This is a genomic window from Streptomyces albidicamelliae, from assembly GCF_025642175.1.
Taxonomy (GTDB): Bacteria; Actinomycetota; Actinomycetes; order Streptomycetales; family Streptomycetaceae; genus Streptomyces; species Streptomyces albidocamelliae.
In genome coordinates this window covers 2,941,942-2,956,148 of record NZ_CP106795.1, presented here as the reverse complement: position 1 = coordinate 2,956,148, position 14,207 = coordinate 2,941,942, and the positions used below count along the sequence as shown (strand labels likewise).

At 73.4% G+C, this 14,207-nt stretch carries 7 protein-coding genes and 2 pseudogenes; 3 read left to right on the top strand and 6 right to left on the bottom strand.

Features of this window, described 5'->3' with window-relative positions; genetic code table 11:
- Positions 1 to 196 precede the first annotated feature (196 nt).
- Positions 197 to 2,134: an amylo-alpha-1,6-glucosidase gene (locus N8I86_RS13685; protein WP_263277878.1), complete on the bottom strand. Its 1,938-nt coding sequence runs from the start codon at positions 2,132 to 2,134 to the stop codon at positions 197 to 199.
- Positions 2,131 to 3,573, bottom strand: a complete 1,443-nt coding sequence (locus N8I86_RS13680; protein WP_263277877.1) for an MGH1-like glycoside hydrolase domain-containing protein — start codon at positions 3,571 to 3,573, stop codon at positions 2,131 to 2,133. Before N8I86_RS13680 ends, N8I86_RS13685 begins: the two co-directional genes overlap by 4 nt.
- Positions 3,574 to 3,693: 120 nt before the next feature.
- On the opposite strand from N8I86_RS13680, the gene N8I86_RS13675 reads away from it, so the two are divergent.
- Positions 3,694 to 4,923: an ROK family transcriptional regulator gene (locus N8I86_RS13675; RefSeq protein WP_185091383.1), complete on the top strand. Its 1,230-nt coding sequence runs from the start codon at positions 3,694 to 3,696 to the stop codon at positions 4,921 to 4,923.
- A gap of 452 nt (positions 4,924 to 5,375) precedes the next feature.
- A complete protein-coding gene (gene ppdK, locus N8I86_RS13670) occupies positions 5,376 to 8,096 on the top strand; it encodes a pyruvate, phosphate dikinase (RefSeq protein ID WP_263277876.1) in 2,721 nt (906 codons plus the stop codon).
- Positions 8,097 to 8,250: 154 nt separating this feature from the next.
- Here the strand turns inward: ppdK and N8I86_RS13665 are convergent, their stop codons facing one another.
- A complete protein-coding gene (locus N8I86_RS13665) occupies positions 8,251 to 8,712 on the bottom strand; it encodes a hypothetical protein (RefSeq protein ID WP_263277875.1) in 462 nt (153 codons plus the stop codon).
- Positions 8,713 to 9,048: 336 nt separating this feature from the next.
- On the opposite strand from N8I86_RS13665, the pseudogene N8I86_RS13660 reads away from it, so the two are divergent.
- Positions 9,049 to 9,974 (top strand): annotated as a pseudogene (locus N8I86_RS13660) (oxidoreductase).
- 22 nt (positions 9,975 to 9,996) lie between these two features.
- Here the strand turns inward: N8I86_RS13660 and nirD are convergent.
- The 3 genes and pseudogenes from nirD to N8I86_RS13645 form a co-directional block, all read right to left on the bottom strand.
- On the bottom strand, positions 9,997 to 10,347 hold the full coding sequence (gene nirD / locus N8I86_RS13655) for a nitrite reductase small subunit NirD (RefSeq protein ID WP_073893744.1): 351 nt from the start codon (positions 10,345 to 10,347) through the stop codon (positions 9,997 to 9,999).
- Positions 10,344 to 12,959, bottom strand: a complete 2,616-nt coding sequence (gene nirB, locus N8I86_RS13650; RefSeq protein WP_263277874.1) for a nitrite reductase large subunit NirB — start codon at positions 12,957 to 12,959, stop codon at positions 10,344 to 10,346. The genes nirD and nirB overlap by 4 nt, the downstream gene beginning before the upstream one ends.
- Positions 12,959 to 14,175, bottom strand: a pseudogene (locus N8I86_RS13645) (NAD(P)/FAD-dependent oxidoreductase). The gene nirB and the pseudogene N8I86_RS13645 overlap by 1 nt, the downstream one beginning before the upstream one ends.
- Positions 14,176 to 14,207 lie beyond the last annotated feature (32 nt).

Here is a 14,207-nt window from a genome sequence, read left to right as displayed (position 1 = left end):
CGGGTTCCGTTTCCTCGCCGCGCGCCCCCGCGGCCGTACGGGATGGCTGGCGCGTGCTCGTGTGCTGAGGCAACCCGGAGGTCCTTCCGTGCGAGACCCTTGATGTCCTCCCGTACGGCCACTTCAGGGCCCCTGTTCACGGCCCCGGGCAAACACCTGGCAAACGCTCACCGGGCCGGCCGGCGGCCCGGCGCGGCTACGTTCCGCCCACCGCCGTGAGCAGCGCGAGCGGTGCCGCCGCCGAGCGGGACTCCCGGACACAGGCGTGCGGACAGGGGACAGGTTCCGGATGGGTGTCGCGGCCGTAACCCGCCAGAACCTCCGGCAGCCGGTGCCCGCCCGCCGTCGCCGCGTCGACCAGCGCGTGCGCGACCGTACGGGCCTCGTCGTGCAGTCCGTAGCGGGTCAGGCCGAGCGTGATCAGCGCGTTGTCGTGCGGCCAGACCGAGCCGCGATGGCGGGAGAGCGGATGGTAGGCCGGCTGTCCGGCGGCGAGGGTGCGGACGCCCCAGCCGGAGAAGAAGTCCGGTTCGAGCAGCCGCCGGCCGACCACCTCGCCGTACTCCTTGTCCAGCAGCCCCGACCACAGCAGATGCCCCGCGTCGGACGCCAGCGCGTCGATCCGGCGGCCCTCGCCGTCCAGCGCGAGCGCCGGGAAGGAGTGCTCGCCCATCCAGAAGTCCCGCTGGAAGCGGTCCCGGAGGTCGGCCGCCGCCTGCTCCAGCAGGGCCGCGTAGGTCTCGTCGGCCCACACCGTGCGCGCCAGCCACGCCGTACGGCGCAGCGCGTCGTACGCGTAGCCCTGGGCGCCCGCCGCCATGACCGCCCCGGTGGGCCGGGTGCCGTCGGCGCAGCAGATCGCGTCGGGGGAGTCCTTCCAGTTCTGGTTGGCGAGGCCCCCCTCGTCGGCACGGTGGACGAGGTAGCCGCGCGTGGTCAGGCCGCCGTGGTCGAGCATCCAGCCGACGGCGGCCCGGGCGTGCGGCTCCAGGCGGCGGGCCGGCGCCGGGTCGGAGGTGCGCTCGGTGTACGCGCCCAGCAGGACGAGGAAGAGCGGGGTGGCGTCGACCGAACCGTAGTAGCGCCCGTACGGCACCTGCCCGAAGTGCGCCAGCTCGCCGTGCCGCACCTCGTGCACGATCTTGCCCGGCTGGGCACCCCGGCCCCCGCCGCCGCCGGTCGCCTGGGTGGCGGCGAGCGCGTGCAGCGTCGCGGCGGCCGGCCGAGGCCGGTACGGCAGGGCGAACAGGGAGGTGAGCAGGGCGTCCCGGGCGATGAGGGTGAGGAACCAGGGGGCACCGCCGGCCGGTACGCGCAGTTCCTCGCCGTCCGTCCCGGTGGCCGGCACCTGGAGCGCGGCCAGGTCGGCGAGCCCCCGGGCACAGGCCGCCGCCAGCTCCGGCCAGCCGGTCGGGAAGGCCACCCCCTCCATGAACTCGCCCTCGGCGGCGAGGAGCTGGTCCCGCACGGCGGCCGGGTCGCGGGGCACCCGCAGGGCGCGCCGCTCGCCGTGCGGGCGGGCGATCACCCGCAGCACCAGCCGTGCCGTGCCGTGCGGTGCCAGGTCGAGGGTCCACACCAGGCGCCGGGCGCCGGTGCCCGTCTCCTCCACGGCCTCCGGCGCCGGGTCGGCCGTGATGGTCGTACAGGACCGCCACTCGGCGCGCCGGTAGGTGAACTCGATGCCGTCGTCCAGTACCTGACGGGATCGCAGGGCGCCGGGCTTGGCGTAGGTACGGTGGTCGGAGCGGAGTTCGAACTGGTCGGTGAAGTCGGCGTCGACGGTGAGGGCGAGCCGGATCGTGGTGGGCTCGGGGCGGTTGCTGGTCACCCGCAGCGCCTCCACGAACGCGCTCTCCCCGACGGCCTGTTCACGGAAGACCGTGTACGCCGGGGGCTCGTGCCGGCCGCCGCGCGGCACCAGCGCGCAGCGGCTGGCGTCCCCGTCCGGGACGGGGCGCAGCACTTCGGGCACCGCGCCGTCGACGGTGAGCTGCCAGCGGCTCAGGTGCCGGGCGTCCCGGACGAACCACCCGTCCGGGGAACTGCCGCCCCGGACACCGCTGATGTCGCCCCGGTCGTCCACGGCGGCGAACGTCGCCCCGTGCACGAGCAGATGATGCCGGTCCGTCATCCCCGGTCTCCTCCTTCGTCACTCCTGGCGAACGTGGCGGTGCCCGTCGGGGACACGCCCTGTGCGAGGTGCTTGAGAAGCTCTTGGTGCAGGTCCAGTGCGAGTGCGGCGGTCCAGGAGAAGCCGGTCGCGCCGCAGGCCTCGCCGGTGAACGGGTCGGCGTACTCCGCGAAGCCGGTGGCGCCGGCGAGCTCGACGACCGCCGCGCGCAGGGCGTCGGCCTGGTCCGTCTCGCCGTGCGTGCGCAGCCCGCGCTCCACCAGCCAGCTCGTGTTGAACCAGGCCGGGCCGCGCCAGTACCGGTGCGGGTCGAAGGTCTCGGCGAGCAGGTCGTGGCTGGGCACCAGCCGGGTGCGGTCGCCGAGCGAGAAGTGCGGTCCGCGCAGGGTGCGGACCAGAGCGGCGGCGATGTCCCGGGGCAGGTCCGGCAGCAGCAGCGGGATCAGCCCCGTGACGCCGCGCTCGCGGACGGTCGCCCCGCCGGCCCGCAGGTCCCGGCACAGGAACTGGCCGGCCGCCGGCTCCCACAGCCGCTCCACCAGGGCGCCCGTCAGCCGCTCGGCGCGGGCCCGCCGGGCGGTGCCGGCCGCGCCCAGCTCCTCGGCGATCCGGGCCAGTGCGTGCTCGGAGGCGATGAGGAGGGCGTTGAACGCCGGGTCCTCCACGGCGAACTGCCCGCCGCCGTCCGCGTAGCCGGCGTCCCGGTAGTCGGCGGCCAGCCGTACGTACCGCCCGTAGTCCAGATCCGTCGGCCGGTCCTCGGGCGCGCCGTGGTCGAGGTCGGCACGGCGGAAGGAACGGGCCGGCGCCGGGGTGATCCGGGCGAGCGGGGCGTCCCAGCAGGGGCTGTTGTCCATGCCCTGCTCCCAGGGGTGGACCACCGACACCAGCCCGCCGCCGCCCAGGTCGCGCCGGTGCAGCAGATAGCGGTGCCAGGCGGCCAGCCGCGGGTAGACCCGGGCCAAAAAGCCCCGCTCCCGGGAGAGTCCGGGGTCGGCGCCGTGCACCAGCCAGGCCGCCAGGGCGTGCACCGGTGGCTGCACGATGCCGGACGTCTGTACGGTGCGCGGGGCGCCGGCGGCGCGGCCCGCGGTGGCGGAGCGCCAGAAGTCGGGGCTCGGGAAGTAGGCGTCGAGCGGTACGGAGGGGTTGAACACGATGTGCGGGACGCGCCCGTCGCCCCACTGGGCCGCCAGCAGCGTCTCCAGCTCGGTCTGGGCCCGCAGCGGCGACACGTGCCGCAGGCCGATCGCGATGAACGCCGAGTCCCAGGACCACTGGTGCGGATACAGGCTCCGGGAGGGGACCGTCGAGGTGCCCGTCCAGTTCGCCGCCAGCACCCGGGCGGCCCCGGCCTGCGGGGACGTGTCGGAGAGCGGGGGATCGTATGCGAGGTCTGCTCGTGCGGGGCGGGCGGTGAGCTGGGCAGTGCGATCCACTCGGGGCTCCCCGAAGACGTCCGGCCGGCCGGGTTTGGTGGTGGCTACCGCAGGGTTACGTCTATTTAACACGCAAAACTCACTATGTAATGCAGGCTTGAGGAACACAAGGGGGTGCGTATGACGGGACGTCCGGGAAGAACCGGGACAACCTCCAGGGGCGGCGGCCAGGCCGGCGCCGGCGATCTGCTCGAACTGGTGCGCAGCGGACGGGCCGTGACCCGTGGTGCGCTGCAGGAGGCGACCGGACTGTCCCGCGCCACCGTCGGCCAGCGCCTCGACCGGCTGTTCCGGGCCGGCTGGCTGCGTGAGGGCGCGGGCGGTCCCGTCGGCTCGCCGCTCGGTGGACGCCCCGCCGTCACCCTGGAGTTCGACGACTCCCACGCCGTGGTCCTCGTCGCCGACCTCGACACCCGGCACGCCCGCGCGGCCGTCCTCACCCTGACCGGCGAGCTGCTGGCCGAGGACTCCGGCACGCTCGTGGTGGAGCACGGCCCTGAGGCGGTGCTCGGCGAACTCGGGCGCCGGTTCGCCGACCTGCTGACCAAGGCCGGCCGGCCGGCGGCGGCGGTCTGCGGGATCGGGCTCGCGGTGCCGGGCCCGGTGGACAGCGAGACCGGCCGGGTCGTGCAGCCCCCGATCATGCCGGGCTGGGACGGCTACGACATACGGGGCCGGCTCTCCCGTGCCTTCACCGAGCACACCGGCACCCCGGCGGTCCCCGTCCTGGTCGACAACGACGCCAACCTCATGGCGTACGGCGAACAGCGCACCGGTCACCCGGACTGCTCGGCCCTCGTCCTCGTCAAGGTGTCGACCGGCATCGGCGCCGGAGTGGTCGTCGACGGTTCGATCTACCGGGGCGTGGACGGCGGCGCGGGCGACATCGGGCACGTCCGGGTCGGCGCGGACGCGCTGTGCCGGTGCGGGTCGTACGGCTGCCTCGCGGCCGTCGCGAGCGGGGGCGCGGTGGCCGGGCGGCTGGCCGAGTCCGGGGTGCCGGCCGCGTCCGGGTCGGACGTACGGGACCTGCTGGCCGCGGGGCACCCGCAGGCCGCCGCGCTGGCCAGGGAGGCCGGACGCCGGGTCGGGGACGTGCTGGCGACGGTCGTGACCCTGCTCAACCCGGGCGTACTGGTGATCGCCGGCGACCTGGCCGGCACCCCCTTCCTCACGGGTGTGCGCGAGCTGCTCTACCAGCGGGCCCTGCCGCGCTCCACGGCCAGCCTGGACGTCGTCACCTCCCGGCTGGGGGAGCGGGCCGCGCTCATCGGAGCGGGGGCGCTGGTCGTGGAGCACCTCTACGCACCGGCGCGGGTGGAGGAGCGGCTGGCGGCCATGGGCGTGTGACCGCGCCGGGCCACCTCCGCGGCGCACGCCTGTGACAGGCGTGTTTGCCCTGCGTTTCCGTCCCGGATCCGCGTCCGCATGGTGAAATCCGGGCCGCTGTGGCAGCGTGATTCTCGCCACCCTTGATAAGGGTGGCGCTCAGATGAGCGGATCATGCGCGGCTGCACTTCTCCAAGGGGTGGCACTCCGTGCCACCCCTTGATCGTTCATCGATCGAAATCAGTCGTGTCAAGGGTCGCTCAGATGAGCGGAATAGTGCCCCTTCGGGGGTGCGTGCGTTCAAGAAGTGAAAACATCAGCCCGCCTGGGCTTGCCAAGCTTTGACTTTCGATCCACTGGCGGACGAGTGGTTACAGGCGCATGACGCACAAGTAGACGTACCCACGGACCTTCGATCTGGGTATGTTCCTCGCCGTCAGGGCAGCCACCGTGGCCTCAAGGAGTCGAGACCCGTGTCGGAAAACAAAGAACCCCACGTAGCGAAGTTCGTTTACGACTTCACCGAGGGCAACAAGGACCTCAAGGACCTCCTCGGTGGCAAGGGTGCCAACCTCGCCGAGATGACCAACCTCGGCCTTCCGGTCCCTCCCGGCTTCACCATCACCACCGAGGCCTGCAAGGTCTACCTGGAGAGCGGTGCGGAGCCCGCGGCACTGCGTGACGAGGTGAGTGCGCACCTCGACGCCCTCGAGCAGGCGATGGGCAAGAAGCTCGGCCAGGCCGACGACCCCCTGCTGGTCTCGGTCCGCTCGGGCGCCAAGTTCTCCATGCCCGGCATGATGGACACGGTCCTGAACATCGGCCTGTCCGACAAGTCGGTGCAGGGCCTGGCCAAGCAGGCGGGCGACGACCGCTTCGCGTGGGACTCCTACCGCCGGCTCATCCAGATGTTCGGCAAGACCGTCCTCGGCGTCGACGGCGAGCTCTTCGAGGAGGCCCTCGACCAGGCCAAGGAGGCCAAGAAGGTCACGGTCGACACCGACCTCGAGGCCGCCGACCTGAAGAAGCTCGTCACCGCCTTCAAGAAGATCGTCAAGAAGGAGGCCGGCCGGGACTTCCCGCAGGACCCGCGCGAGCAGATGGACCTCGCCATCAAGGCGGTCTTCGACTCCTGGAACACCGACCGCGCCAAGCTCTACCGCCGCCAGGAGCGCATCCCCGGCGACCTGGGCACGGCCGTCAACGTCTGCTCGATGGTCTTCGGCAACCTCGGCCCCGACTCCGGCACCGGCGTCGCCTTCACCCGCGACCCCGCCTCCGGCCACCAGGGCGTCTACGGCGACTACCTGCAGAACGCGCAGGGCGAGGACGTCGTGGCGGGCATCCGCAACACGGTCCCGCTGGCGGAGCTGGAGCAGATCGACAAGAAGTCGTACGACCAGCTCATGCAGATCATGGAGACCCTGGAGAACCACTACAAGGATCTCTGCGACATCGAGTTCACCATCGAGCGCGGCCAGCTCTGGATGCTCCAGACCCGCGTCGGCAAGCGCACCGCCGGTGCCGCCTTCCGCATCGCCACGCAGCTGGTGGACCAGGGCCTCATCGACGAGACCGAGGCCCTCCAGCGGGTGACGGGCGCCCAGCTCGCGCAGCTGATGTTCCCGCGCTTCGACGAGCAGGCGAAGGTCGAGCAGGTCGCCCGCGGCATCGCGGCCTCGCCGGGCGCGGCGGTCGGCAAGGCCGTCTTCGACTCGTACACCGCGGTGAAGTGGTCCCGCTCGGGCGAGAAGGTCATCCTCGTCCGCCGGGAGACCAACCCCGACGACCTGGACGGCATGATCGCCGCCGAGGGCATCCTGACCTCGCGCGGCGGCAAGACCTCCCACGCGGCCGTCGTCGCCCGCGGCATGGGCAAGACCTGTGTCTGCGGCGCCGAGGAGCTGGAGGTCGACACCAAGCGCCGCCGGATGACCGTCCCGGGCGGCCACGTGGTCGAGGAGGGCGACGTCATCTCGATCGACGGCTCCTCGGGCAAGGTCTACCTCGGCGAGGTCCCGGTCGTGCCGTCCCCGGTCGTGGAGTACTTCGAGGGCCGGATGCACCCGGGCGCCGACGACGCCGACGAGCTGGTCGAGGCCGTCCACCGCATGATGGCCTTCGCCGACCGCAAGCGCCGGCTGCGCGTGCGCGCCAACGCCGACAACGCCGAGGACGCGCTGCGCGCCCGCCGCTTCGGCGCCCAGGGCATCGGCCTGTGCCGCACCGAGCACATGTTCCTCGGCGACCGTCGCGAGCTGGTCGAGCGCCTGATCCTCGCGGACACGCAGGAGGAGCGCGAGGACTCCCTGAAGTCCCTGCTGCCGCTGCAGAAGACCGACTTCGTCGAGCTCTTCGAGGCGATGGACGGCCTGCCGGTCACCATCCGTCTCCTCGACCCGCCGCTGCACGAGTTCCTGCCCGACATCACCGAGCTCTCGGTCCGGGTGGCCCTCGCCGAGTCCCGCCAGGAGCCGCACGAGAACGACCTGCGGCTGCTCCAGGCGGTCCACCGCCTGCACGAGCAGAACCCGATGCTGGGTCTGCGCGGTGTACGCCTCGGGCTCGTGATCCCGGGCCTGTTCACGATGCAGGTCCGCGCGATCGCCGAGGCCGCGGCCGAGCGCAAGGCCGCCAAGGGCGACCCGCGCGCCGAGATCATGATCCCGCTCGTCGGCACGGTCCAGGAGCTGGAGATCGTCCGCGAGGAGGCCGACAAGGTCATCGCCGAGGTCCAGGCGGCGACCGGCACGGAGCTGAAGCTGGCGATCGGCACGATGATCGAGCTGCCGCGCGCCGCCCTCACGGCGGGTCAGATCGCGGAGGCGGCCCAGTTCTTCAGCTTCGGCACGAACGACCTGACGCAGACGGTGTGGGGCTTCAGCCGGGACGACGTGGAGGCCAGCTTCTTCACGGCCTACCTGGAGAAGGGCATCTTCGGCGTCAGCCCCTTCGAGACGATCGACCGCGACGGCGTCGGCTCCCTGGTGAAGCTGGCGGCGGAGGCCGGCCGGCGCACCCGTCCCGACCTCAAGCTCGGCGTCTGCGGCGAGCACGGCGGCGACCCGGAGTCGGTCCACTTCTTCCACGAGGTCGGACTCGACTACGTCTCCTGCTCCCCGTTCCGCATCCCGGTCGCCCGCCTGGAGGCGGGCCGCGCGGCGACGCAGTCGGAGGGCAGCGACCACCGCTAGGCCTCCCGGCCACCGAACCCCGGAGCCGCCGTCGGTCCCCGACCCTCAGACCGATCGGCGGCGGCTCCGGCGCACGAGAAGAGGGGCGGCACCCTGTGCGGGGGTGCCGCCCCTCGTCGTGGTCGGGGGCGTCCGGTCGCCTCGACCGGGACCGTCACCAGCCCTCGACGCCGTGGGCCAGGCGGCGGTGCCACCAGGGCAGGGTGCGGTCGGCGAAGGGGTCGGGCAGGGTGCGGGCGAGGTAGCGGCGGCGCAACGGCGCGAGCAGCCGGGACAGTTCGGATCTGGGGCGGGGTGGCAGCGCGGCCAGCGTCTGTGCGAGCAGGCTCATGGCTTCCCGTACGTCGTCCAGCGCGCAGCCGGGGCATGACGCGCAGTACGCCTCGGTCGGGTAGAGGGGACTTTGGCCCGGTGCCGCGAGGAAGCCCTCGCAGCGGCGCAGGGCCCTGTCCACGCTGCCGGGGCGCAGATGCAGGACGTCGGCCTCGGCCCGGTTCACGGCGAGGCTGGTGCGGGCGGAGAGCCCGTGCACACGGGGCGGTGGGGGAGCGGTCCGGGGGCGGGCGGAGAAGCTGCCCTGCGGGGCGCGCAGGGCGCCGGGGCGGTTACGCGGCATCGGCCTTTCGGGGGGTCTTCATGGACGTCATGATGCCGCACGGGAGATGCTGTGGCCGGATCTTTTCGCCCGCCCCCGCGTGCTCGCCGGCAGGCCCTCCAGCCAGCGGTCACTCGTCCGTCCAGCCAGCCGCCCGCCCGCCTGATTGCTCGCCGCCCGCTGGCCGCCCCGTCCAGCAACAGCCGCCCGCCCATCCGGCCGACCGCCCGTCCGCCGCACTCCCTCCGGCTCGCGTCCAGTCGGCCACTGCACGCGCCCACTCGGCCACCGCCCGCCCACTGACCCCCGCCCGCTGACCCCGCCCACTGACCCCCGCCCCCCCCGGAAGGACCCGCCATGACCGGCTGGACGGCCGCCGACATTCCCGATCAGGTCGGCCGCGTGGCCGTCGTCACCGGGGCCAACAGTGGGCTCGGGTACGTCACCGCGCGGGAGCTGGCCCGTAAGGGGGCGCGGGTGGTGCTGGCGTGCCGGAGCGTGGAGCGCGGGGGCCGGGCCGCCGAGCGGGTGGCGGCGGAGGTGCCCGGAGCCCGGGTGGAGCCGGCCCCGCTCGATCTCGCCGACCTCGCGTCCGTGCGGGAGTTCGCCGACCGGCTGCCGTACGACCGGCTCGATCTGCTCCTCAACAACGCCGGTCTGATGGCCGTACCGTACGGGACCACCGCCGACGGGTTCGAGACGCAGTTCGGCGTCAACCACCTCGGGCACTTCGCGCTCACCGGGCTGCTCCTGCCGAGGCTGCTCACCACCCCCGGCGCCCGGATCGTGACCGTCTCCAGCTTCCTGCACGCCCTCGCCAACATCGACATCCGGGACCTGGGCAGCGAGCGCGGATACCGGCGCTGGATCGCCTACGCCCGGTCCAAGACGGCGAATCTGCTCTTCACGCACGAGTTGGCCCGGCGGGTCGGCCGGCACGGCGGTGAGGTCGTCGCCACCGCCGCGCACCCGGGGTACGCGGCCACCAACCTGCAGACGGCCGGGCCGCGCGCCGAGGGCGCCGGGGCGCCGAGCGGATGATGGAGGCCGCCAACCGGGTCTTCGCCCAGCCGGCCGAGGCCGGCGCGCTGCCCTCGCTGTACGTGGCGACCGCGCCCGGCGTACGGCCCGACTCCTTCTTCGGCCCCTCGTTCGCGATGTGGCGCGGCGCGCCCGCACCGTCCTGGCGGGCACCCTGGACGCTGGACGACGAGGTGGCGCGACGGCTCTGGACGGAGTCGGTCCGCCTGACCGGTGTGTCCTACGACGCCCTGAAGGAGTGAGCCGCCCGGCGCCGGGACCGCCTCAGGACGCGCGCACCTCGTACGCCGTCACCCGGGCCGACGCGTCGTCCAGACACGCCCCGCTGGCCAGGTCGAAGCGCTGCTTCAGCAGCGGGGAGGCGACGAAGGGGCGGCCCTGGTGGGTGCCGGTCAGGCCGCGTGAGAGGACGGCCGCGCCGGTGAACGGGTCACGGTTGTCGATCGCGTACAGGCGGTCGGAGCGGTCGCGGAACAGGGCCACCTGGCGGCCGTCCGGCAGCAGCGCGGCCACTCCGCGGCCGGAGCCGAGCGCGCTGAGGTCGCAGACCGTGAACCAGCCGTCGGAAAGCCGGAGCTGGACCTTCAGGTCGGTGGTCTCGAGGGCCAGGGTCATCGCTGGGCGCTTCCTTCCAGGACGTCTTCGGCGGACCGCATGCCGATCGACAGCAGCGGCAGGTCGGGCTTGATCTGGTCGCGTTCGGGAACGAAGGCGACGACCGGGTCCGGGGTGTCCGGGGCGTTGACGAAGGACACGAACCGGGCGAGCTTCTCGGGGTCGTTGACGGTCTCGGCCCACTCGTCGCGGTAGTGCGCGACGTGCGCGGCCATCAGGGACTCCAGCTCCGCGCAGATGCCGAGCGAGTCGTGCACCACCACGTCCCGTACGTGGTCCAGGCCGCCGGGGATCCGCTCCAGCCAGGCCGAGGTGCGCTCCAGGCGGTCGGCGGTGCGGATGTAGAACATCAGGAACCGGTCGATCAGGCGCACCAGTTCGGCGTCGGACAGGTCCTGGGCGAGCAGGTCGGCGTGGCGCGGGGTGGCGCCGCCGTTGCCGCCGACATAGAGGTTCCAGCCGCCCGCGGTGGCGATCACGCCGAAGTCCTTGGACCGGGCCTCGGCGCACTCGCGCTGGCACCCGGAGACCGCCGACTTCAGCTTGTGCGGGGAGCGCAGCCCCCGGTAGCGCAGCTCCAGGTCGATCGCCATGCGGACCGAGTCCTGCACGCCGTAGCGGCACCAGGTCTGCCCGACGCAGGACTTCACCGTGCGCAGCGACTTGCCGTAGGCGTGCCCGGACTCGAAGCCCGCGTCCACCAGGCGCGCCCAGATCAGCGGCAGTTGCTCGACCCGCGCACCGAACATGTCGATCCGCTGGCCGCCGGTGATCTTCGTGTAGAGGCCGAAGTCCCGGGCGATCTCCCCGATCACGATCAGTTTCTCGGGCGCGATCTCGCCGCCGGGGATGCGCGGCACCACCGAGTACGAGCCGTTCTTCTGCAGGTTGGCTAGGAAGTGGTCGTTGGTGTCCTGGAGGGCTGCCTGCTCGCCCTCCAGGACGTAGCCGCTCGCGCCGATCGTGGGCGCGAGGGAGGCGATGATCGAGCCGACGGCCGGCTTGCAGACCTCGCAGCCGTCGCCGCCCCGGGCGCCCTCGCGGCCGTAGCGGTCCAGCAGGTCCTGGTACGAGGTGACGCGCAGGGCGAGGACGATCTCGTACAGCTCCTCGCGGGTCCGGTCGAAGCAGCCGCACAGCCCCTTGTCGACCTCGACGCCCGCGGCCTCCAGCTCGGCGGTGACCAGCTGCCCGAGCACCTTGACGCAACTGCCGCATCCGGTACCGGCCTTGGTGCACTTCTTCACCTCGGGCACGGTGGTGCACGCGTGCTCGGTGACCGCGCCGCGGATCGTGCCCTTGCTGACGTTGTGGCAGGAGCAGATGATCGCGTCGTCCGGCAGCGCGGACGGGCCGAGCGCCGCTCCCGGGGCGGCTCCGGCGGGCAGGACGAGGGACTCGGGGGAGACGGGCGGGACGGATCCGGTGAGCGCGCGCAGGGTGCCGTAGGCCTCGGCGTCGCCGACCAGGATGCCGCCGAGCAGGGTGCCGTCCGCCCCGATGACCAGCTTCTTGTACAGGCCCGCGCGGGAGTCGGAGTAGACGACGTCCAGGCAGTCGCCGGTGGTGCCGTGCGCGTCGCCGAAGGAGGCCACGTCCACGCCGAGCAGCTTCAGTTTGGTGGACAGGTCGGCGCCCGTGAAGGACGCCTCGTCCCGGGCGATCGCGGCGGCGGCCGTCTCCGCCTGCTCGTAGCCGGGCGCCACGAGGCCGTACACCCGGCCGTCCGCCGCCTGCGCGCACTCGCCGATCGCGAACACGCGCGGGTCGGCGAGGGTGCGGCAGCGCTCGTCGACGGTGATGCCGCCGCGCTCGCCGACCGGCAGACCGCAGTCCCGCGCGAGCTGGTCGCGGGGGCGGACGCCGGCGCTGAACACGACCATGTCGACGGCGAGTTCGGAACCGTCCGACAGCTTCATGCCGGTGACGGCGCCGTCGGTCCCGGTGACGATCTCCTGGGTGCCCGTGCCGATGTGCACGGTCAGGCCCATGCCCTCGATGGTCCGCAGCAGCGCCGCGCCACCGCCGTCGTCGACCTGCACCGGCATCAGCCGGGGCGCGAACTCCACGATGTGGGTGGCCAGTCCGAGGCCGTTCAGGGCCCCGGCGGCCTCCAGGCCGAGCAGGCCGCCGCCGACCACGGCGCCGGTGACGGCCCGGGTCCGCGCGTACTCCTCGATGGCGAGCAGGTCCTCGATGGTCCGGTAGACGAAGCAGCCGGCCGCGTCCCTGCCCGGCACCGGCGGGACGAACGGGTAGGAGCCGGTGGCCAGCACCAGGACGTCGTAGCCGACGACGCGCCCGGAGCGCGCGGTGACCTCGCGGGCCTCGCGGTCGATCGTCTCCGCCGGGTCCCCGAGGCGCAGCTCGATGCCGTGGGCCGTGAGGAACTCCTCGTCGGTCAGGGAGAGGTCGTCGGGCGTCCGACCCGAGAAGTACGAGGTCAGCTGCACGCGGTCGTAGGCCGGGCGGGGCTCCTCGCACAGCACGACCACGCGGTGCGTGGCGGTCAGGCCGCGCTCGGCGAGTGCTTCGAGGAAGCGCTGGCCGACCATGCCGTGCCCGACGAGCACGATCGTGGGACGGTCCCCGGCGGGTGCGGTCGTGGACATCAGGAGCCTCCGTCGTTGGTGAGCAGGTGGAGCAGGGGGCCGCCGTCGGACGGGAGCGGCTCTGCTCCCTCCCAGGCGCGGGCGAGCGCGCCGACGGTGCCGAGTTCGCCGACCAGGACCCCGCCCACCAGCCGGTCGTCGCGGACGACGACCTTGCGGTAGGTGCCCCGGGTGGCGTCGGCGAGCCGCACCACGTCGTCGCCGGGGCGGGCCTCGGTCTCGCCGAACGCGGCGAGGTCGAAGGGGGAGCCCGGGCCCGTGAGGGTCAGCCGGGTCAGGGAACGGGTGCCGCGGTAGCGGGCGCCGGCCGGGCCCGCGAGCAGCCCGGCGAGCGCGTCGGCCTGTTCCAGCGCGGGGGCGGCCAGGCCGTAGACCGTGCCGTCGTGCTGGGCGCAGTCGCCGACGGCGTGGATGTGCGGGTCGGAGGTGCGCAGCTCGTCGTCCACGACGACGCCCTTGCGGACGGTGAGGCCCGCCTGCTCCGCCAGGCCGGTGCGCGGGCGCACCCCGCAGGTGACCACGACGAGGTCGGCGTCGAGGGCGTACCCGTCGGCCAGATCCACGGAGCGGACCGCGCCGGCGACGCAGCGCACGTCCCGCACCCGGCACTCGGTGTGCACCTCGACGCCGAGGTCGGTCAGGTGCCGTCGCACCAGCCGGGAGGCGTCCGGGTCCAGCTGGCGTTCCATGAGGCGTTCGGCCTGCTGGGCGAGGACCACCTGGGCGCCGCGCACGGCGAGCGCCCGGGCGGCGGAGACCCCAGCAGCCCGCCGCCGATGACGACGGCGCGCAGCCCCGGCCGGACCGCCTTGGCCAGCCCCAGGCAGTCGTCCATGGTGCGGAACGCGTGGACGCCCTCGGGCAGCTGCTGGCCGGCGGTGAACAGGCCGCGCAGCGGTGGCAGCACCGGGTTGGAGCCGGTGGCCAGGACCAGCGTGTCGTAGGCGATCCGGGTGCCGTCGGCGCAGTCGACGGTCCGGGCGGCCCGGTCGATCCCGGTGACCCGGGCGCGCAGCAGGCCCTCCGGTGCCGGCAGGCCGATCACCTCGGGGGCGTACCGGCCGGCCAGCACCTCGGCGAGCAGCACCCGGTTGTAGGGCGCGTGTTCCTCCTCGCCGACCAGCAGCGCGGGCGTGCCCAGGTCGCCGAGCCGCCGGGCGAGCCGTACGCCCGCGAGGCCGGCGCCGATCACCACCACACGCGTTTTCGAGGTCATGTCCCGAGCGTGCGGCCCCGACGTTTCCCGGC

What these genes read in the sequence shown, in the direction of transcription:
- N8I86_RS13685 (WP_263277878.1), bottom strand. Translation starts at nt 2,134, where the DNA reads ATGACGGACCGGCATCATCTGCTCGTGCACGGGGCGACGTTCGCCGCC.
- N8I86_RS13675 (WP_185091383.1), top strand. Translation starts at nt 3,694, where the DNA reads ATGACGGGACGTCCGGGAAGAACCGGGACAACCTCCAGGGGCGGCGGC.
- N8I86_RS13665 (WP_263277875.1), bottom strand. Translation starts at nt 8,712, where the DNA reads ATGCCGCGTAACCGCCCCGGCGCCCTGCGCGCCCCGCAGGGCAGCTTC.
- nirD (WP_073893744.1), bottom strand. Translation starts at nt 10,347, where the DNA reads ATGACCCTGGCCCTCGAGACCACCGACCTGAAGGTCCAGCTCCGGCTT.
- nirB (WP_263277874.1), bottom strand. Translation starts at nt 12,959, where the DNA reads ATGTCCACGACCGCACCCGCCGGGGACCGTCCCACGATCGTGCTCGTC.